The sequence below is a fragment of the Candidatus Pelagibacter sp. PS_16 genome (assembly GCF_059417965.1).
This window is the reverse complement of record NZ_CM182074.1, coordinates 1,095,889-1,114,400: the sequence shown is the minus strand read 5'-3', so window position 1 is coordinate 1,114,400 and position 18,512 is coordinate 1,095,889. Positions and strand designations below refer to the sequence as shown.

Here is an 18,512-nt window from a genome sequence, read left to right as displayed (position 1 = left end):
TTAATTTTTTCCATATTCACTCCATGATCCGTCGTAAATAGTAGGCATATATTTATTATCTATTAAGGAATAAGCAAGAGCCAAAACTGAAGCAGTAACACCAGAACCACAAGTAAACACAATGTTTTTACCTATCTCATATCCAGTTAATTTAAACTTTTCATGAATCTTTTCTTTACTAATAAATGTATGATCTTTATTTATAAGTTCAGAGAAAGGTAGACAAAAAGAGTTTTTGATTGAGCCACTTCGCAATCCTTTTCTTGGCTCTGGAACCTTACCCTCAAATCTTTCTAAACTTCTTGCATCAATAACATTAAAATTGTTTTCTAAAATATTTTTGTTAATTTGGTTTATATCTTTTACTAACTCTCTTTTTTCATTTGCAATATAGTTAGAGGGAATAATCTTAATTATATCACTAGTGGTTGCTTTATCTTCTTTAATCCATTTTTTTAATCCACCATCTAATACATGAACTAATTCTGGATTGTGACCAAAATAGATAAAATTATACCAACATCTACATGAACTAATTACATCCGAATTATCATAGATAACTATTTGATCATCATTTTTAATTCCCATGCTAGAGACAATATTTTGCCATGACTTAGCATCTGTTAACATATGAGGTAGATCAGTATCTATTTTAGAGTTTTTATCTAAATCAAAAAAAATTGCGTTTTTAATATGATTGTTTTTATATTCATCAAAACCATTACGTTCTGTCTGAGGCATGTGCCATGAGCAATCAATAATTTTTACTTTATCTAAATTTTCTTCTAACCAATTTGTATCAACTAAAGACATATTATCTTTTTTCCAAATATCTCTGATGATATTCTTCTGCTGGACAATAATTTTTTAATAAAGAAGATTTTGTTACAACATTTCCTGATAATTTTAAATTTACTTTTTTTATAACACTCTCAGCAATTTCTTTTTGTCTGTCACTTAGGTAAAATATTTCACTTCTATATTGCGTCCCAAAATCAGGTCCTTGTGAATTTAAGGTTGTAGGGTCATGAATTTCAAAGAAGAAATCTAAAATCTTTTCATAAGAGATAATTTTAGGATCAAAATCTAACTTAACAACTTCTGCATGATTTGTATTACCAGTACATACCTCTTTGTAAGTGACTGTTTTACTGTCACCTCCACAATAGCCAACTTCAGTTTTAATAACTCCTTCAAGTTTACTAAACTTAATTTCTGGTCCCCAAAAACATCCTAATCCTAATACTGCTATTTCCATTGATTATACTTTAATTTGATTTACAAATTATTGCTATGCTAACTAAAAATCAATTAGGTTTTTTGTACATGTTTCTATCTGTATGCACCTTTTCTGTTATGGATTTGCTGGTAAAATGGTCAAGCGACTATCCAACTGGGGAAGTTTTATTTTTTAGGGGTTTTTTTGGTCTGTTGCCCACATATTTTTTAATTCCAAAAGGTAAATTAAAAACTTTTTATACAACTGAAAGATCAAAAGAACATTTATTCAGATGCCTTATGGGTTTAATGGCCTTGATAGCAATAGTTGTTGCGTTAAGAGAACTTCCTTTGGCAGTCGTTGTTAGTTTATCATATGCGGCACCATTATTTATTACTGTATTATCAATTTTTCTATTAAGTGAAAAAGTGGGTATTTTTAGATGGTTAGCTGTCTTAATTGGATTTATAGGTGTTATTATAATTGCTGAGCCTGGCTTTAAGGGTATGAATTATCTTTATTTCCTTCCTCTAATATTTTGTATTGGAATGGCTTTTGTAACCATCACAATTAGAAAGCTATCAACAACAGAACCTATTTGGCTTATCTCAATTTTTTTTACAATTACTATTTCAATTGCTGGCTTGGCCACAATTCCAATGGGATGGAAAATGCCAAATTTTCAAGACTTTATTCTTTTAGCTTTAATTGGAGTAACAGGAGGTTCTGCAAATTTATTTTTAACTCAATCATATAAACTTTCAGAAGTATCTTTGGTAGCACCATTAAAATATTTAGCTTTGGTATTTGCTATATTTTTTGGTTATTTTATTTGGAATGAGATACCAACTATAAAAACACTAATTGGTGCATCACTTGTAGTTCTTGCCTCTCTTATAATTTTTAGAAGAGAAATTTATCATAAACAAAAAATACCATCAACAACTAGACATGAATAAAAAACCAAAATATTGGAATACTGCAAAAAAATATTTATCCAATAAAGATAAAGTAATGTCATCATTGATAAATAAATATAAGTCTCCTTCAGAGGCTGTGCTTACTTCTAGAAAAGATATATTTTTTTCATTATGCAAGAGTATCATTGGGCAGCAAATCAGTGTTGCAGCAGCCAACTCAGTTTTTTTGAAATTTAAAAAGAAATGTAAAAATAAGATTAATGCAAAAACAGTCTCTAAACTTTCTTCTGTCCAACTTAAAAGCTGTGGATTAAGTGGACAAAAGGTTAAGGGAATAAAAAGTTTAGCTAAACAAATATTAGATAAATCATTTAATCCTAGATTAATTCCCAAGATGTCAGATGAAGAGGCTATTATTTATTTATCTCAGTTAAGACAAATTGGAAGATGGTCAGCTGAAATGATTTTATTGTTTACTTATAATCGGTCAAATATTTGGCCTATACAAGATATTGGTCTTTTAAGAGGAATTTCAAAAAATTATAAAAAAAAATATCTACCACCTGAATCTTATGTAAAATTATTAAACAAAAGATTTAGTCCATACTGTTCAGTTGCAACTTGGTATCTTTGGAGAAGTATAGATCCAGAACCTATTCAGTACTAAAACCTTCTACTATTTGTAGGTTTCGTTCAGTAGTATCTCTAGCTATAGCCCAACCATCTTGATACTCTTTAGAATCGTGACATTTCATAGCTTGCTCATGATTTGGAAATTCCCAAATTACAGTTCTTGGGTAAGTTTCACCCTCTAAAGTTTCAAATTTTCCACCTCTTACAAGAGGTTTTCCTCCATAACTTTTTATTATTCCAGTAACTTTTGCCCCATAATTTTTTAAATTTTCTTGGCTATCTATTCTTTTGTATAAAGCGATCCAGTAGGCTTTCATTATTTCTCCTTTTTAAATAATTTTTTATATGATAATGAATTTTATGGCAGAGAAATTAATTATCACTTTTGATCAGTATACAAAAATTGTAGAAAAACTAGCAATAGAAATCCACAATAATTATAAGCCAACAGTACTAGTAGGCATTATGAGAGGGGCAGCTCCTATACTAGATATCCTCTCTAGAATTTTAAAATTACCTATAGCTTATATAGTTATCCAAAGTTATTCAGGAAAAGGAATGGAAGATAAACAGGGTCAATTAATGTTTGCAAGAGAAATTAGTTCTTTAGCTGAGAATAAAGATTTTAATAAAGTTTTATTAGTAGATGATTTATCTGATACAGGATTAACTTTAAACAAAAGTATTGAGTGGTTAAAGAATTATGAACCAACTAGAAATTATATAAATGAAGTTAAAACAGCCTGTTTGTGGAAAAAAAAATCATCTACATTTGAGCCAGATTTTTGTCCAGTTAAACTTGATTCAGATCCATGGATTGTTCAGCCTACGGAACATTATGAAGAGATGTCTATGGAAGAAATAATTAAGAAAAATAAATAGGGCTGGAATAATTCCAGCCCTAAAAATTATATTTTAAGCAACTGCAAAACTTACAACACTCAAAATTGCAATAATCCATATCGCTGGTGAAGTTGAAGAAAACTTACCAGTAAATAATCTGATTAATGCGTATGATACAAATGCTAAAGCAATACCATTACTAATACTATATGTTAACGGCATAGCAATCATAGCAAGAATAGCAGGAGCTGCCTCACCAATATCATCCCATTCAATATCAGTTATATTTCTAACAAAAAGAACAGAAACAAATACTAAAGCTGCACCATCAATTTGCTTAGGTAAACTTGTTGCTAAAGGAGCAAAGAATATACAAGCCAAAAATAGAAGACCAATTACCAAAGAGGTCATTCCTGTTTTTCCACCAGCTTTTACACCAGCACCAGACTCAACATAACTTGTTACAGTTGTTGTTCCCATCATTGCACCCGCTACAGTTCCAACACTGTCAGCCATCATCGCTTTTTCAATGTCTTTAACTTTACCATTTTTATCAACCTTACCAGCAACGTTTGCTACTGAAGTTAATGTTCCTGCAGTATCAAAGAAATCAACAAATAATAAAGTAAATACTACAGTTGTCATACCAGCTGTTAATGCTGCTGATAAATCAAAATCAAATAGATAAGTCATTGGAGGTGGTGAGCTTGCAATTCCATTAAATTTAGCAAGTCCAGTAGCCCATGCAATAATACTGAATAGTAAAATACCAATGATGATATTTCCCTTAACTTTCATTTTTTCAAGAACAACCATCAAAATAAATGCTGCACAGCCCAATAGAACAAGTGGATCACTCAAGTCACCTAATTGAACTAATGTTACCGGGTTATCAACAACAACTTCCATGATCTGAAGCCCAATTATTGCTAAGAATAATCCTATACCAGCGCCAATTCCTAATTTTAAACTTCTTGGAATTGAATTAATTAACCACGCTCTGATAGGTGTTAATGAAATGATTAAGAATAAAACCCCAGCCACTAGTACAGCTCCTAAAGCTTCTTGAGGCGTATAGCCCATTCCAGCACAAACACCAAATGCAACGAATGCATTAATTCCCATACCTGGCGCCAAACCTATCGGCCATGTTTTTCCATAAAATGCCATTATGAAACAAGCAAGCGCTGTTGCAACAATTGTTGCCGTGTATACCGCTCCAAATTCAAAGAACCCTTTTTCTGGTCCAGCAAATTCACCTGATAGTATAAATGGATTTAAAAACATAATGTAAGCCATTGTCAAAAATGTTGTTACACCAGCTATTACTTCTGTTTTAAAATCAGTCTTGTGTTTTTTATAGTCGAAATATTTTTCTAACATTGATCCTCCTAAGATTAAGATGGACTAATATTAGATTAATTAAGAAAATACTCTTAAAAATCTAAGTTTATCAACATATTTCAACTTATAAGTTTATATTTATGCCATATTTTGAGTGTTATCATTGAACCATGCATAAATTAAAATTTATTTTAATAAGCTTATTTCTTTTAACTCTTGTTGCCGGCTGTCAAACAATCAAAAATAAAACAGACACAATTGTTGAAAAAGAAAATGCTAAGTTAAGTGAATACATTGGAAAAACTTCAAGCAATTTGCAAATGGAATTAGGTAAGCCAGATGAAGATTTTAAAAATGATAAAGGTAACTTAGAGCTTGTTTACAACACCAAAAAATATGGAATACTTTGCGAAAGAAGATTTGAAGTAGATTCTAATTCTATAGTGATTGGTTTTGTTTCAAACGGTTGTTTTTAAAAACTTAATACTTGTGGGGAATGTACCCCACAAGTAAGGTTTTTACTTATTTAATTTCAATAAGTTTTTTCTTTTTATATTCAGGTACAATTCTTTCACAGGCAATCGTTAAAAGACCATCTTTTAATTCAGCACCATTAACTTTCACATCCTCAGCGATTGTAAATGATCTTGCAAATTGTCTTTGTGAAATACCTTTATGAATAATTTCACCATCATCAGATTTGTCCTCAGATTTATCAACTTGTTTAGTTCTTACAGTTAATAAATTGTCTTCAAACTCCACCTCTACATCATTTTTATTAAAACCAGCTAAAGCAACTTCAATAGCGTAGTTGTCTTTTCCAGTTTTTCTAATGTTGTACGGTGGATAATTGGACTGCATAGTTAACCCTCCATTTCCCAACATATTTTCAAATTGGTCAAACATATCGTCAAATCCAATTGAAAAAGGTCTTAGAGTGTTAAATATAGATAGATCCCTACTTGTCATAGTTTCCTCCTTTGTTAGCAAGGTTAATTTAGTAAGCCCCATTAGGCGACTTACATATGATATTTAGGAATTATGCTAAAAATTTCAAGATAGGATGACTAAATTTTTTTAGAAATTTTTAATGCAAATGCATAATCTAGTGCAATTTCTTCTATAGCCCCATCTCTACCTGATTTACCACCATGACCTGCGTTCATTTCAGTTTTTAAAAGTAATAAATTATTATCAGTTTTATATTCTCTTAGTTTGGCAGTAAATTTTGCTGGTTCATCAAACAATACTCTGTTATCGCTTAAACTTGTTGTGATCAACATATGAGGATAATCCATTTTTTTAATATTATTATAAGGTGCATAAGAATAAATATAATCAAAGTGATCTTTTTTATCTTTTGCATTTCCAAACTCATCAAACTCTCCAACTGTTAAAGGTAAAGAATGATCTAGATTAGTTGTCAGAGAATCTACAAATGGTACTGCCATTATAATTCCTAGAAATAATTCGGGGGCTTGATTAACTACAGCACCCATAAGAAGACCACCTGCGGAGCCACCCATACCTATTATTTGATTTTTTGAAGTATATTTATTTTCAATTAAGTATTTTGCAGAAGCGATATAATCTTCAAAAGTATTTTTTTTATTAAGCAGCTTTCCTTCTTTCCACCACTTCATACCTCTTTCCATACCCCCTCTAATATGGGCTGTAACCCAGATGATATCTCTATTAATCAAACTTAATCTAGTAGTAGAAAAACTAGGGCTCATAGAGCTTCCGTAAGAGCCATAACCATAAAGCAGCAATTGAGCACTTCCATCCATTTTAGTATTTTTGTGTCTTGTAATTGTAAGAGGAACCAGTCTTCCATCGTGTGATTTACAATCTACTCTTTCTACAATGTAGTCATCAGGATTATGACCGGATGGGATCTCTTGTTCTTTAACTAATTTTTTTTCTTTTGTGCTTAAGTTATAAGAATAAACTCTAGATTGTGTTTTAGGTGAAGAATAACTTATGTATATTTCGTCTGTATTTTTATCTCTTTGCATCAAAGAGGCACCAGGAACATATACAGTTTCATCAGAAAAAATTAACTCTTCTTCTATTCCAGTTGTAATATTTTTTACAAATAATTTATCTAAAGCATCTGAAGTTTCAGATCTTATGATCCAATTTTTTAAAAATGTTAAACCTCCAATTAGAACCTCATCTTTTGCAGCAATAAAGGTTTTCCAGTCTGGTTTTTCCAAACTATTACTTATGTCTACTTTAAAATCTTCAGCATTTTCATTAGTATGATTGTAAAATTTACCATCCCAAGAATTGACCGAATAAAGAATTCCTCTTTGTCTTTTTTTTATTAATTTTGGTTTGGGATTTTTTTCATTAACATCAAAGTAATATTGTTCAGATGTATTATGGTCTGAAGAGCTGATAAAGAAATATTTATCATCTGCACTTAAACCAATTCCAACCGTAAAGGCTTCACTTTTTTCTTCGAAAATTAATTGATCTTCGCTAACTTTAGTACCTAATTTGTGTCTATAAATTTTTCTTGGTCTATGATTTTCATCAAGTTTTGAATAAAAAACAAACTGATCATCTAAACTGAATGTTATGCTACCTGATGTTTCTTCAATCTTTTCAGTAACTAATTTTTTTGTATTTATATCTCTTATATATATTGTGTAATATTCAGAACCTTTTGTATCTAAAGAATATCCCAAATATTTGTCATTAAAACTAACCTCCAAATCGCCAACACCAAAGTATTCTACTTTTAGTTTTTCTTTTTCTTCATCTCCATTCCAAATTTCTTCAATATTATTAGTTCCGATTTTTTTCCTTAATTTTATGGAATAATTTCCTTTGGTAGTTGTTTTTGACCAATATTCATAATCAAAATCTTTAAAAGGTAGAGACTCATCATCTAATTTTATTCTTCCTTTGATTTCATCAAATAATTTTTTTTGAATGGTCTTGGTATCTGATAAGTGAAAATCAGTATAAGAATTTTCTTCTTCAAGATATTTTCTGACTTCAGGGTTTAATTTTTTGCTATCTTTTAAAACCTCCAGGATGTCATCTTGATGTATCCAACTATAATCATCTTCCCAACTAATGTTATGGCACGTTTTTATTTCTGATTTTTTTTTAAGATGTGGTATTTTCATGGATACAAATTAAATATATGAATATTATTATTTATACACTAGTTTTTTTGGGAATTACTTACTTTATACTTAAATTAGTAGCAAATACTTCATCAAAAAAAATATCAAAACATTTAAGAAAATTAATTTTTTTAGGTTTAATAATTTTGGCAATATTGCTTTTTGTTGCTGGTAAGTTTTTGTTAAGCATACCACTTACGTTGCTTAGCTTAGCTTTAGTTAAACTAAAGGGGTTTTCAATATTTCAATTAATTAGTTTATTTAGACTTATACAAACACTTAGAAACTCTGGGAGATTTTCATTTAACCAAAATCAAAATATCAAAAATTCTTCTACAATAACTATAGAAGAGGCTTATAGGATCTTAAACTTAGATATTAAAAAAAAAATTACTAAAGAGGATGTTCAAAAAGCATACATAAAAATCCAAAAAAAAATACATCCCGATATTTCACCAGAAACCACAAGATTATCGATGATTGTAAATGAAGCAAAGGAAGTAGTTTTAAAAAATTTAGTCTAGAATTTATTATTAAGAATTTCTTGATAGACTTTCTCAACAGATACATCTTCTGGGTTTAAATTTGATCCATGAGTTATATTTTCAATTTTAATATTTTCTGGAAATATTCTCTGATAATTTTTACTATAATCCGTGTATGCTTTAGGAGAATCTAAGAGTATTACTAAACTTTTTATTCCTGACTGAGCTGTTATATGAGATCCAAATGAATCATTACCAACATACATGTTGGCTGAACATAGAAATGGAATAACTTCTTCTATTTTTTTATCATATAATGAAACATAATTATTACTTTTAATATTATTTGTAATTTCATTAGATAAATCTTTATCCCCTGGACCACAAAGAATAAAAAAATAATAATCTCCATTATTGTTAAGTTTGTTTATCAAGTTAGAATAATTTTTAGCACCCCACTTTGTTGTAGGTCCAGAAGATCCAGCTCCAATAACAATTGTAAATTTTTTAGTGTCTAAGTTTTTTTTTATATTTTGTATTTTGTTTTCTTTAATGAAATAGTTTGCTTCAGTTGAGCAATTAGTTATTCCCAAAGATTTTTCAGTGAATTTTTTTGCAGCATCAACCAAATGTAATTTATTTTTCTTGAATAATGGATAGCAAAAAACTTTCTTAATATTAGATAAAACTGAAGCTAGATAAATTCTTACACTTGGATAAAAAATAAAAATTTGATCAAAATTAAAAGAGTTAAAAAAGTTTCTTAACTTTAAGATATCAATAAATCTTTTATGATACCTATTTATAAAGATAATTTTATCAATTAATGGGTCATCCTTTAAAGCAGCCTCCAAATTATTACACAATGTAATAATCGTGACAGGACCATATTTTTTAGCTATCTCGTGACAGTAAGCAAGGTGTAATAAATTTGCACCTAAACCTTTATAGCTTAAGTATATACATGTTTTCATATTGAATTAAAAATCTTTTTGACTAATTTTGCACCACCAATTTTTATTTGATATTTAAATTTTTTATTTAATATTTCATAATTTTTTTTTGATCCCTTCATTATATCAACTTCATCAGGTCTAATAAATTTTTTATTAATTGAAAAATATTTTCTGTAATTAAGTTTATTTTGTTCATAGGCAATTTTTAAAATTTCATGGCCAGAAATTCCCTGACCGCTTGATAACATCAAATCTCTAGGTTTAATTTTTGTAAGATAATAAATGCCTTCAACAATCTCTGGAGCCCAGGAATAATCTCGTATCGTATTAAGATTACCAACAGTAATATTTTTTTTTAACTTAGCATGTGTACAAATTTTTTTTATAAAAAAATCATTATTTCTTAATGGAGATTCAACTTGTAAAAAAAATATACTAGAGCAATTAACTCCTTTTTTTCTGAATTTTTTGACTTCTTTATGGGCCTTAATTTGTGATTGAATATAAGGGTTTTTATTTTTTGAAATTTTAGATTTTATATTAATCAATCCTTTATTTGGTTCAAATATATATCCTGAATTAGCCTTATAAAAATTTGTTTTTAATTCATATTTATGAAGAATTTCCAAAATATTTTTAGCACCAATATAATTGGAATCATTGGTTACTTTTTTAAGTTTGATACTTTTAGTAAGAGAGCTTTGTCCAGAAAAGTAAAATATATTTTTTGGAGTATATTTTTTTAAAAGTTTTAATATTTCGTCTTTTTTTAAAAAATTTAACTTCTCAAATATTATTTTATTTTCAATATTTAATTTATTATAATTTGTATAAGACTTTTTTCTTTTTCTTGAAGTTACTATAATCTTTTGTCTTTTTGATAATAGAAATTTTGCTAAATAACTCCCTATAACTCCAGAACCGATGATTATTGAATTATTATTTTTCATTTTTAATTGTTTTAAGTATATAAGTAATCATTATAGGAATTAATATGAAAAAAATTAAAGGCATTTATGCAGCTGGAATGTCAGTTTTTAATGATGATTTAAGTTTAAATATAGCCAAGACTATAAATCATGTAGAAAGAATAATAGATCAAGGGTGTCATGGTGTTGCTATTTTTGGAAGCACTGGCCAAGCACAGCTTATATCTATAAGTGAAAAAATTAGTCTCTTAAATGAATTATCGAAGAGCAAATATAGAGAAAAATACTTAATTGGAACTGGGCTAAATTCTTTAAATGAAACTATAAATTTAATGAAAGTAGCTAACTCTTTAAACTTTAGTGATTTTTTAATAATGCCACCAGCTTATTATAAGTATGGTGATAGTGAGGTAATAGAATTTTACTCAAAAGTAGTTGAAGCTGTGCCAGACAGTAAGATTATATTATATAATTTTGAAAAGTTATGTGGCTACAAATTTAGCGTTGAGTGTGTTGAGGAGCTTGTTAAGAAATTTCCAAAACAAATTGTTGGTGTCAAAGATAGCTCCTATAACCTATATGAAAATTTAAAGATTGATAATTTTTCTGTGATGCCGGGATCAGAACTAAAACTCCTTAAGGGTCTTGAGCTTGGATGTGATGGTATTATTACGGCAACTTGCAATGTAACTGCTAATTTATCTAGAAAAGTTTACGATGATTTTAACGAAAAAAAACAACAAACTGTAAATGATATACTATGCAAGGTTAGAGGCACATTTGACCATTACAATTTAATATCAGGATTACATTCTTTTATGTCAGATCGAGACGATTGTTACAAAAATGTTATACCACCGGTTAGTCTTTTAAACGAAAAAGATAAAAAACAACTTGTGGAAGATCTCGGTAAGCTTAATTTTACATTAGGATCACTTAAGGCAGCTTAAATATAGCTAGCAAATTTTTAACAACATTTTGAAACAAGAGACTATATTTATCAGTAATTAATTGATAAATCTAATTTTCTTAAAGTATGAAAAAAATAAAAAAAAATTCAGCTAAAAAAAAACCTTTATTAAAAAAGAAGGTTAAAAAAATTACAAATAAAAAGCAGAAAAAAAATTTAAAAATAAAAAAAAATATTTATAAAAAAAAAAATAAGTAAAAATATAAAAACAAACAAGAAAAAACAAAAAATTAACACTAGAAAAAAAGTAACCTTAATATCAAGAGTAGTTACACTTCAGAATTCTTTAAAACCAGAATTTAACTTTAAAATTAATTTTAATTTAGAAAAATACATTCAAGCTTTTTTTGATAGTATCGCCAATAGAATATCTGAATATAAAACCTTAAAAGCTGAAGAAAAAAGAAGAAGACAACTTGAGGAAATTGAAAAAAAAGAACAAGAAAAATTACAAATCCAAAAACAAAAAGTAAAAGAAGAAGAGGAGCAAACTAAACTTAAAGAAAAAGCATTAAAAGAAGAAATTAAACTTGAAAAGGAAAGAGCAAGAGACATAAAATTATTTTTACGTAAGGAGCAAGCATTACTTAGAATTGAACATGCTGAAAGGCAAAAACAATTTTTAAAACAATTACAATTAGAAAAACAGATTGAGAAATTTAGGATAAGAGAGATTAAAGAATTAGAAAAACTTGAAAAGATTTCATTAAAAGAAAAAAGAGATGATTACGCTGGTCTTCAAGCAAGGATAGAGAAATTAAAAGATAAATATAGAATAATAAGAGACCAAAAAATTAGAGAGAGAGTAGAAGCTTTAGGAGTAAAAATTCAAGGTGATGAGGATAGAGAAACTTTACTTCAAAAAGAGAAAGATTATAAAGTTGCAAGGCAGAAAATTGAACTTTCTCTTGAAAGCTTTTACAGAAGTGCCAGTAGTTTAGTTTTTCAACTAAACAAACGGCACATCACTAGACACATGTCTATTTTTAGATGCATTGATCAAAGATTTGAAACTGGTGAAATCTTTATCAAATGGGATGAAGCTCCCGATGAAGACTGGCTGCTATTAATTTATATAAAAAATAATTCTCCTGACGAAGGAATAATTATTGAAGATAAATCAGATCCTGAAAAAAACTTATCTCATGAATTCAAATCAAATGAAATATTTAAAGCATCTGATCTAATGGTTGACGCGTTAACACAGTTAATTTCAAGAAAAAGAGCTAAAAAAGATTAAATTAGATACTATCTTCTTTAATTAATCTTTCAATTTCAGGTATTAGTTCACGACTTTTAAATGATGGATAGAATTCTAATGCACTTTCAATACTCTTAATTGCTTTTTCATATTCTTGAAGTTTTATGAAAATTCTTGCTTGTCCAGATAAAGCCCCAAAGTGTCTAGGCTCTATATCTAAAACTTTATCAATATCATTTAATGAATTTTTAAACTGACTCATTAAAAAATATACAGTTGCCCTTTTATTCCAGGCTTCAGACCATTTAGGGTCATTCTCCAAGATATTACTAAAAACTTTTAACGCATAATTATAATCACCATATTGCATTAACTCTGTTCCAAACTCTAACTTTTCAGTTAATTTAAAATCACTAGGATGTTCATTCCAGACAGACCAAATTTTTTGCTCCAATAGAGCAGCACTTTTTGAATTATCAATAATTTGAAGTTGGTCAAAAAGATTATTTAAAATAACTTTCTGCGATGACTGAGCAGAAGAAACAAAACTAAATATAAATACAAATAGTATGAAAACTTTCATAATTAAAATATATTTTATTCAGTGCCTCATCTCAACATTAAAAACTTATTTCAAAAGTTGTTTCTTATTTTTTAAAAATAAAAAGAAAGCAATAATCTCATAAAAAAATGAAAATAAAGTAAAAATTATTGGAGTTTTAAAGAAACTATAAAGAAACTTATATTTAGGAATTTTTTTCCACACCAATAAAAAAGCTTCTGCCCCTCCAATTACTTTCTCCCCCTCTTTAATATGAAGTCTACGCAAAAGGTTTTTAGCATCTCTTTGAGTTTCTATTTCTGCTGACTTATTATTTGTAATATCTACCCATTCTATGTCTTTAATATTTTGTTTTTTATACAAATTTATCTCAGCACGGCAAATTTTACATGAATTATTAAAATAAACTTTCACAATCTATTTTTTATCTTTCCAAGCTGTCATTCCACCAGTCATATTTTTCACATTTTTTATTCCCATTTCCTGCATAGTTTTTGTTGCAAGTGTGCTTTGACCTCCAAGACCGCAAAAAACTACATATTCTTTGTCAGGATTTTTCTTAAACATTTCATTTTCTAAAGGACTACCATCAGCTAAATAAAACTCTAATAAGCCTCTTTCTAAATTTACAGCATTACCAATAGTCTCTGACTCAAAACTATTTTTATCTCTTACGTCTATAAATTGAACATTTGGGTCATTTAGTTTTTCTTTAGCTTCATCAACCGAAATATTTTTTATCTCGTTAGAAACGTTCATTAATTCATCAAATTTTTTCATTATATTGTCCTTTTTTTTAATTTATTCCTAAAATTATATAGAATCCGATAGATTGTATATGTGCGAAATACGACAATTGAAAAAATAATTATAACTATTACTTGTTATGTATGAATGATTTTTTTACTAAAACAGATTTATCAAGAAAAGATGCTGAGAGCATTATATCAGAAACATTAAATAGTTGTGATGATGGTGAGCTTTACTTAGAAAACTCTAAAAGTGAATCTATTGTACTTGATGATGATAAAATAAAGAGTTCTAGTTATAGTTCTGATCTAGGATATGGCTTAAGGGCGGTTACTGGTGAAGTGGTAGCTTATTCTCATTCAAATGAAATTTCAAAAAAATCATTAAAACAATCAGCTAACAATCTAAGCTCAACATTGAAATCTCAAAAAGGTATTTACAATCATGAAATTCCACAAACTAATGAAAAATTTTATAAAGATGTGAATCCGATAGAAGAAAAATCACTACAATCTAAATTGGATCTTTTAAAAGAAGTTAATAACTATACGAGAGCTAAAGGTGGAATGGTAAAACAAGTCACTGCTAGTTTTGCAGGTGAGCATAAATCTATAGAAATTATAAGATCTGGAGGTGAAGTGTTAACAGATGTTAGGCCTTTAATTCGTTTTAATGTTTCAGTTATGCTTGAGAAAGATGGAAAAAAAGAAACAGGAGTTTATGGAATTGGTGGAAGACAATCTTATGATGAATATCTTAAAGATGATAATTGGAAAAAAGTATGTGATGAAGCATTTAGAATTGCTTCAGTAAATCTTGAAAGTAAACCTGCACCAGCAGGAGAAATGAAAGTTGTTTTAGGATCGGGCTGGCCAGCAATACTAATTCATGAAGCTATAGGGCATGGTCTTGAAGGTGACTTTAACAGAAAAAAAACATCTGCTTTTCATAATTTAATGGGTCAAAGAGTTGCTAGTGAGGGTGTTACTATAGTTGACGATGGAACTCTTCATAATAGAAGAGGAAGTTTAACAATAGATGATGAAGGGACACCTACTGAAAAAACTGTTTTAATAGAAAATGGTATATTAAAAAATTTTATGCAAGATCGACTAAATGCTAGATTGATGAACACAAGATCAACAGGTAGTGGAAGACGAGAAAGCTACAAGCATGTTGTTCTACCAAGAATGAGAAATACTATGATGTTAAATGGAAAATATTCTCAAGAAGAGATGATTAAATCGGTTGATAAAGGAATATTTGCAGTAAGTTTTGGTGGTGGGCAAGTAGATATTACTTCAGGAAAATTTGTATTTAACTGTACAGAAGCTTATGAAATTATTAATGGTAAAATTGGATCACCTATTAAAGGTGCAACGTTAATTGGTGATGGACCTTCAATTTTAAAAGAGGTTTCATTGGTTGGCAACAACATGATGCTTGACCCAGGTATTGGAACTTGTGGAAAAGCAGGGCAAGGTGTTCCGGTAGGTGTGGCACAGCCATCGATCTTAATTGATAAAATGACTGTTGGTGGAACTCAATTATAAATCATATGGTTAAAGATCAAGATTATTTAAAAAAGACAGCTTCTTTTTGTATAGATTTAGCAAAAAAACTTGGAGCAACAGACTCAACTGCTGCTGTGATGCACTCCATCTCAGAAACAGTAAATTTTAGAAATAAAAAATTAGACGAATCTGATCGGTCAGATAGCCTAGGCGTTAGTCTTACAACTTATATTGGCAAAAAAAAATCAAGTATTTCCTCTTCAAATCTTACTGAAGAAAATATCAAGACATTGGTTGAAAGATGTATTGAGACAACAAAAATTACTCCAGAGGATGAATATAATTCATTACCAGATAAAGACTTACTGGCTAATAAAATTAATGATCTAAATTTATATGATGATGACCATATAGAGAATGATGAAAAAATTGAGTATTTAAAAGAAGTAGAGGAGGCTGCATTTCAAAAAAAAGAAATTATTAATACAGAAACTGGTTTTTCTGAGTCAAAATCAAATTTTATATTAGCTAGCAGTGATGGTTTTTTAAATGGTTATAAATCTTCTTCTTTTTCAGCATCATGTGTTGCTGTAGCAAAAGATTCTAATAATAAAATGGAAAGAGATTATGAATTTACCAGCACTTGTCATTTAAATGATATGTTAAAACCTAGTCAAATTGGTGAAATGGCAGCAAAAAAAACACTACAAAAATTAGATCCAAGAAAAATAGAAAGTGAAAAAATTAGTATTGTCTTTGATAGAAGAATTTCAAAAGGAATATTGAGTACTTTTGCAAGTGCAATATCTGCTTCCTCAATTGCAAGAGGCACATCTTTTTTAAAAGATAAAATTAATGAGGAAATATTTACCTCTGCAATAAATATTTTTGATAAACCCAATATAGTTAAAGGATTAGGGTCAAGGTATTTTGATTCTGAAGGAGTGAAAACTGAAGAATTAAAGTTGGTAGATCAAGGTGTTTTAAAACATTATTTAGTAGATACCTATAATGGAAAAAAGCTAAACCTTAAGTCAAATGGTAGAAGTGGTGGAACAAGTAATTTATATTTTGAAAAAGGTTCCATTTCTTACAAGGATTTATTAAAATTAAATCAAAGAACTTTATATATTACAGAAACAATCGGTCATGGAAGTAATTTAGTTACAGGAGATTATTCTGTGGGTGCCACAGGGTTTATGGTTGAAAATGGAGTGTTTAAATATCCAGTAAGTGAAATAACTATTGCTGGAAATTTTAAAGATATCTTCAAAAACATTACTTTGGCTGATGATCTTGAGTTTAAATATTCTACCAATGCCCCTACGATGTTAATAGAAGGCATGGTAGTTGCGGGTAAATGAAGGATTTCTGTATTATTGGCTCAGGTATTTCTGGTGCAACAATTGCAAATTCTCTTAGTAAAAAATATTCATTAGATGTTTATGATAAAGCGAGAGGAGTTGGGGGAAGATCGTCTAATAAAAAGCTTAATAAGAATGAAAGCTTTGACCATGGTGTTCAATATATTTCACCAAAAAGTATTCAATTTAAAAAATTTATAAAAAGTTTAATTTCTAAAAAAATTGTTAAAAAATGGCCAGGAAAACATTTATTTTTAAATACTGATAAGAAAGAAGATAAAAAACATATTAAAATAATTGGAAAAAAAGGTAACAACGCAATCAGCAAATATCTATTAAAAGATATCAACTGCAATTTTAATAGTGAAGTAATTAAAATTTTTAAAAAAAATAAAGTTTGGGAAATATATTTTTCTGATGGATCAAAAAAATTATATAAATCATTGATATTAACCTGTCCATTTCCTCAATTAAAAAAACTTTCAAAAAAATATATTAAACATTCATTTATTAATCAAAAAATAAAAATGGATGCAAATATAACAGTCATGATGGCAACAAAAAAAAGCAAACTTAACGTTAGTAGTTATTTTTTTAATGATAAAATTTTAGGTTGGGCTGGCAACGAAAATAGTAAAATGAGATTTAAAAGTAAAAATGATCTTTGGACTTTGCAGAGCACTTACTCATGGGCAAATAAAAAAATTGATAAAAATCGAGAAAATAAAAAATTGAACACAAAGATTATGATTGAGCAGTTTTTTAAGCTTACAGGTATCAAAAAAACCAAAGTTTTATTTTCATTAAATCATGGCTGGAAATATTCATCTAACTCAGAACCTTTGAGAATTAAAAGTTATTGGAATTCTTCCTTAAACCTAGGAGTTTGTGCGGATTGGTTTGTTGGACCTAGACTAGAGTCGGGATGGATAAGCGCTAAAGATCTTTTTAATAAAATAAATAAATAACTTTATTCAAACTTTTTAACCTTATATTCCCAATTTCCTAATCTAGAATAAGTAACCTTTAAAATTAATGAATTTTTTTTATCAAACCATATATCAAAATTAAGTCTTTTATCTTTTGGTAAAGACATGTCTTTTGAGGTTAATTTAAAATGATCCACCTCATAGGTTTTACCGTAGAGTTCGATTTTTTCTTTAGCAACAAAGGTTACTACTTGTTCTTTGATGCTACCTGATATTGGACTAATTTGACTATCAGTTTGTAAAATTTTATGGCTCCACCAGTTTCCAACTACGTTATTTATTGATGCTATACCACTATAGGAAGAACCCTGAATATCAAATTTATTTGTTTGTTTATTAAATTCTAAATTTACATATTTTTTTTTATCATTTTGAAGTGTTTTAGAATTAAAAGAAATTAATTGATCTTTAATATACTTTTCTTCTCCAAACCCTTCAACTTCAAAAATTGTTGCACCAAATAATTTCACTGTAAATTTAATTTGATTTGTAACGGTTGTCTTATCTCCATCCTTTTTAAAAAAATAATAATTATAACCAATAACTTCACCATCTTTTAAAATCTCCATTTCAATTTTATTAAATTTATTATAATGCGCCATATGAGCATTAGAGCTGAGTGAATATGCTAAGAAAAATATTAATATTAAAAATTTTTTCATAAAGGAGTAACAATAATAGACTTTAGTT

The 18,512-nt window shown here is 28.5% G+C and carries 23 protein-coding genes; 11 read left to right on the top strand and 12 right to left on the bottom strand.

Going from position 1 to position 18,512, the window contains the following annotated elements; translation table 11 throughout:
• On the bottom strand, positions 1–813 hold the full coding sequence (locus AC5SL0_RS05895) for a sulfurtransferase (RefSeq protein ID WP_494573961.1): 813 nt from the start codon (positions 811–813) through the stop codon (positions 1–3).
• 1 nt (position 814) lies between these two features.
• Entirely contained in the window at positions 815–1,258 is a 444-nt protein-coding gene (gene msrA, locus AC5SL0_RS05890) for a peptide-methionine (S)-S-oxide reductase MsrA (RefSeq protein WP_006997723.1), read from the bottom strand.
• Positions 1,259–1,293: 35 nt separating this feature from the next.
• Between msrA and AC5SL0_RS05885 the strand changes: the two genes are divergently transcribed.
• Positions 1,294–2,178 carry a DMT family transporter gene (locus AC5SL0_RS05885; RefSeq protein WP_011281531.1) on the top strand — a complete coding sequence of 295 codons (885 nt, stop codon included), beginning with the start codon at positions 1,294–1,296 and terminating at the stop codon, positions 2,176–2,178.
• Complete coding sequence (locus tag AC5SL0_RS05880; RefSeq protein WP_006997725.1) at positions 2,171–2,806, top strand: DNA-3-methyladenine glycosylase family protein; 636 nt, start codon at positions 2,171–2,173, stop codon at positions 2,804–2,806. Before AC5SL0_RS05885 ends, AC5SL0_RS05880 begins: the two co-directional genes overlap by 8 nt.
• Here AC5SL0_RS05880 and AC5SL0_RS05875 read toward each other — a convergent pair.
• A complete protein-coding gene (locus AC5SL0_RS05875) occupies positions 2,793–3,089 on the bottom strand; it encodes a DUF1330 domain-containing protein (protein ID WP_018413583.1) in 297 nt (98 codons plus the stop codon). The genes AC5SL0_RS05880 and AC5SL0_RS05875 overlap by 14 nt on opposite strands.
• A 28-nt stretch (positions 3,090–3,117) precedes the next feature.
• Between AC5SL0_RS05875 and AC5SL0_RS05870 the strand changes: the two genes are divergently transcribed.
• Positions 3,118–3,654 (top strand): phosphoribosyltransferase, encoded by a 537-nt coding sequence (locus tag AC5SL0_RS05870; protein WP_020168856.1) that lies wholly within the window; start codon positions 3,118–3,120, stop codon positions 3,652–3,654.
• Positions 3,655–3,687: 33 nt separating this feature from the next.
• On the opposite strand, the gene AC5SL0_RS05865 is transcribed toward AC5SL0_RS05870, so the two are convergent.
• Positions 3,688–4,998, bottom strand: a complete 1,311-nt coding sequence (locus AC5SL0_RS05865) for an NCS2 family permease (RefSeq protein WP_011281527.1) — start codon at positions 4,996–4,998, stop codon at positions 3,688–3,690.
• 131 nt (positions 4,999–5,129) lie between these two features.
• Between AC5SL0_RS05865 and AC5SL0_RS05860 the strand changes: the two genes are divergently transcribed.
• A complete protein-coding gene (locus AC5SL0_RS05860; protein ID WP_271616566.1) occupies positions 5,130–5,435 on the top strand; it encodes a hypothetical protein in 306 nt (101 codons plus the stop codon).
• Positions 5,436–5,481: 46 nt separating this feature from the next.
• Here AC5SL0_RS05860 and AC5SL0_RS05855 read toward each other — a convergent pair whose 3' ends face one another.
• Both AC5SL0_RS05855 and AC5SL0_RS05850 read right to left on the bottom strand, forming a co-directional pair.
• Complete coding sequence (locus tag AC5SL0_RS05855) at positions 5,482–5,928, bottom strand: Hsp20 family protein (protein ID WP_006997730.1); 447 nt, start codon at positions 5,926–5,928, stop codon at positions 5,482–5,484.
• 98 nt (positions 5,929–6,026) lie between these two features.
• Complete coding sequence (locus tag AC5SL0_RS05850; protein ID WP_494618108.1) at positions 6,027–8,102, bottom strand: S9 family peptidase; 2,076 nt, start codon at positions 8,100–8,102, stop codon at positions 6,027–6,029.
• A 17-nt stretch (positions 8,103–8,119) separates the two neighbouring features.
• Here AC5SL0_RS05850 and AC5SL0_RS05845 point away from each other — a divergent pair, with 17 nt between their 5' ends.
• The gene (locus tag AC5SL0_RS05845) at positions 8,120–8,626 is read left to right on the top strand and encodes a J domain-containing protein (RefSeq protein ID WP_494618106.1); all 507 of its coding nucleotides are present in this window, start codon (positions 8,120–8,122) and stop codon (positions 8,624–8,626) included.
• On the opposite strand, the gene AC5SL0_RS05840 is transcribed toward AC5SL0_RS05845, so the two are convergent.
• Together AC5SL0_RS05840 and AC5SL0_RS05835 are read right to left on the bottom strand one after the other, a co-directional pair.
• The gene (locus tag AC5SL0_RS05840; protein WP_494618104.1) at positions 8,623–9,561 is read right to left on the bottom strand and encodes a glycosyltransferase family 9 protein; all 939 of its coding nucleotides are present in this window, start codon (positions 9,559–9,561) and stop codon (positions 8,623–8,625) included. The two genes, AC5SL0_RS05845 and AC5SL0_RS05840, sit on opposite strands and share 4 nt — an antisense overlap.
• Positions 9,558–10,493 (bottom strand): GDP-mannose 4,6-dehydratase, encoded by a 936-nt coding sequence (locus AC5SL0_RS05835; RefSeq protein ID WP_494618102.1) that lies wholly within the window; start codon positions 10,491–10,493, stop codon positions 9,558–9,560. Before AC5SL0_RS05835 ends, AC5SL0_RS05840 begins: the two co-directional genes overlap by 4 nt.
• Before the next feature lie 44 nt (positions 10,494–10,537).
• On the opposite strand from AC5SL0_RS05835, the gene AC5SL0_RS05830 reads away from it, so the two are divergent.
• The 3 genes from AC5SL0_RS05830 to AC5SL0_RS05820 all read left to right on the top strand — a co-directional run bounded on the left by AC5SL0_RS05830 (position 10,538) and on the right by AC5SL0_RS05820 (position 12,682).
• The gene (locus tag AC5SL0_RS05830) at positions 10,538–11,422 is read left to right on the top strand and encodes a dihydrodipicolinate synthase family protein (protein ID WP_494618100.1); all 885 of its coding nucleotides are present in this window, start codon (positions 10,538–10,540) and stop codon (positions 11,420–11,422) included.
• Positions 11,423–11,508: 86 nt separating this feature from the next.
• Positions 11,509–11,640: a hypothetical protein gene (locus AC5SL0_RS05825; RefSeq protein WP_494573955.1), complete on the top strand. Its 132-nt coding sequence runs from the start codon at positions 11,509–11,511 to the stop codon at positions 11,638–11,640.
• A 778-nt stretch (positions 11,641–12,418) separates the two neighbouring features.
• Positions 12,419–12,682, top strand: a complete 264-nt coding sequence (locus AC5SL0_RS05820) for a hypothetical protein (protein WP_494618098.1) — start codon at positions 12,419–12,421, stop codon at positions 12,680–12,682.
• A gap of 1 nt (position 12,683) precedes the next feature.
• Here AC5SL0_RS05820 and AC5SL0_RS05815 read toward each other — a convergent pair whose 3' ends face one another.
• From AC5SL0_RS05815 to AC5SL0_RS05805, 3 genes are read right to left on the bottom strand one after another with little or no spacing between them, the layout of a single operon-like run.
• Complete coding sequence (locus tag AC5SL0_RS05815; protein ID WP_011281519.1) at positions 12,684–13,226, bottom strand: tetratricopeptide repeat protein; 543 nt, start codon at positions 13,224–13,226, stop codon at positions 12,684–12,686.
• A gap of 45 nt (positions 13,227–13,271) precedes the next feature.
• Positions 13,272–13,619 carry a thiol-disulfide oxidoreductase DCC family protein gene (locus tag AC5SL0_RS05810; RefSeq protein ID WP_494618096.1) on the bottom strand — a complete coding sequence of 116 codons (348 nt, stop codon included), beginning with the start codon at positions 13,617–13,619 and terminating at the stop codon, positions 13,272–13,274.
• Positions 13,620–13,622: 3 nt separating this feature from the next.
• A complete protein-coding gene (locus AC5SL0_RS05805; protein WP_494618094.1) occupies positions 13,623–13,985 on the bottom strand; it encodes a rhodanese-like domain-containing protein in 363 nt (120 codons plus the stop codon).
• A 110-nt stretch (positions 13,986–14,095) separates the two neighbouring features.
• Between AC5SL0_RS05805 and tldD the strand changes: the two genes are divergently transcribed.
• Genes tldD through AC5SL0_RS05790 form a run of 3 tightly spaced genes read left to right on the top strand, consistent with a single transcriptional unit; the run spans position 14,096 to position 17,801 of the window.
• On the top strand, positions 14,096–15,508 hold the full coding sequence (gene tldD / locus AC5SL0_RS05800; RefSeq protein WP_494618092.1) for a metalloprotease TldD: 1,413 nt from the start codon (positions 14,096–14,098) through the stop codon (positions 15,506–15,508).
• A 5-nt stretch (positions 15,509–15,513) separates the two neighbouring features.
• Entirely contained in the window at positions 15,514–16,833 is a 1,320-nt protein-coding gene (locus AC5SL0_RS05795; RefSeq protein WP_494618090.1) for a TldD/PmbA family protein, read from the top strand.
• On the top strand, positions 16,830–17,801 hold the full coding sequence (locus AC5SL0_RS05790; RefSeq protein ID WP_494618088.1) for an NAD(P)/FAD-dependent oxidoreductase: 972 nt from the start codon (positions 16,830–16,832) through the stop codon (positions 17,799–17,801). The genes AC5SL0_RS05795 and AC5SL0_RS05790 overlap by 4 nt, the downstream gene beginning before the upstream one ends.
• Before the next feature lie 2 nt (positions 17,802–17,803).
• On the opposite strand, the gene AC5SL0_RS05785 is transcribed toward AC5SL0_RS05790, so the two are convergent.
• Positions 17,804–18,484 (bottom strand): DUF6134 family protein, encoded by a 681-nt coding sequence (locus tag AC5SL0_RS05785; RefSeq protein WP_494618086.1) that lies wholly within the window; start codon positions 18,482–18,484, stop codon positions 17,804–17,806.
• Positions 18,485–18,512: the final 28 nt, after the last annotated feature.

Coding starts and splice junctions, on each gene's coding strand:
- AC5SL0_RS05855 (WP_006997730.1), bottom strand. CDS start 5,928: ATGACAAGTAGGGATCTATCTATATTTAACACTCTAAGACCTTTTTCA.
- AC5SL0_RS05785 (WP_494618086.1), bottom strand. CDS start 18,484: ATGAAAAAATTTTTAATATTAATATTTTTCTTAGCATATTCACTCAGC.
- AC5SL0_RS05790 (WP_494618088.1), top strand. CDS start 16,830: ATGAAGGATTTCTGTATTATTGGCTCAGGTATTTCTGGTGCAACAATT.
- AC5SL0_RS05885 (WP_011281531.1), top strand. CDS start 1,294: ATGCTAACTAAAAATCAATTAGGTTTTTTGTACATGTTTCTATCTGTA.
- AC5SL0_RS05895 (WP_494573961.1), bottom strand. CDS start 813: ATGTCTTTAGTTGATACAAATTGGTTAGAAGAAAATTTAGATAAAGTA.
- AC5SL0_RS05825 (WP_494573955.1), top strand. CDS start 11,509: ATGAAAAAAATAAAAAAAAATTCAGCTAAAAAAAAACCTTTATTAAAA.
- AC5SL0_RS05820 (WP_494618098.1), top strand. CDS start 12,419: ATGTCTATTTTTAGATGCATTGATCAAAGATTTGAAACTGGTGAAATC.
- AC5SL0_RS05880 (WP_006997725.1), top strand. CDS start 2,171: ATGAATAAAAAACCAAAATATTGGAATACTGCAAAAAAATATTTATCC.
- msrA (WP_006997723.1), bottom strand. CDS start 1,258: ATGGAAATAGCAGTATTAGGATTAGGATGTTTTTGGGGACCAGAAATT.
- AC5SL0_RS05875 (WP_018413583.1), bottom strand. CDS start 3,089: ATGAAAGCCTACTGGATCGCTTTATACAAAAGAATAGATAGCCAAGAA.
- AC5SL0_RS05835 (WP_494618102.1), bottom strand. CDS start 10,493: ATGAAAAATAATAATTCAATAATCATCGGTTCTGGAGTTATAGGGAGT.
- AC5SL0_RS05805 (WP_494618094.1), bottom strand. CDS start 13,985: ATGAAAAAATTTGATGAATTAATGAACGTTTCTAACGAGATAAAAAAT.
- AC5SL0_RS05850 (WP_494618108.1), bottom strand. CDS start 8,102: ATGAAAATACCACATCTTAAAAAAAAATCAGAAATAAAAACGTGCCAT.
- AC5SL0_RS05865 (WP_011281527.1), bottom strand. CDS start 4,998: ATGTTAGAAAAATATTTCGACTATAAAAAACACAAGACTGATTTTAAA.
- AC5SL0_RS05845 (WP_494618106.1), top strand. CDS start 8,120: ATGAATATTATTATTTATACACTAGTTTTTTTGGGAATTACTTACTTT.
- AC5SL0_RS05795 (WP_494618090.1), top strand. CDS start 15,514: ATGGTTAAAGATCAAGATTATTTAAAAAAGACAGCTTCTTTTTGTATA.
- AC5SL0_RS05830 (WP_494618100.1), top strand. CDS start 10,538: ATGAAAAAAATTAAAGGCATTTATGCAGCTGGAATGTCAGTTTTTAAT.
- AC5SL0_RS05860 (WP_271616566.1), top strand. CDS start 5,130: ATGCATAAATTAAAATTTATTTTAATAAGCTTATTTCTTTTAACTCTT.
- tldD (WP_494618092.1), top strand. CDS start 14,096: ATGAATGATTTTTTTACTAAAACAGATTTATCAAGAAAAGATGCTGAG.
- AC5SL0_RS05815 (WP_011281519.1), bottom strand. CDS start 13,226: ATGAAAGTTTTCATACTATTTGTATTTATATTTAGTTTTGTTTCTTCT.
- AC5SL0_RS05840 (WP_494618104.1), bottom strand. CDS start 9,561: ATGAAAACATGTATATACTTAAGCTATAAAGGTTTAGGTGCAAATTTA.
- AC5SL0_RS05870 (WP_020168856.1), top strand. CDS start 3,118: ATGATAATGAATTTTATGGCAGAGAAATTAATTATCACTTTTGATCAG.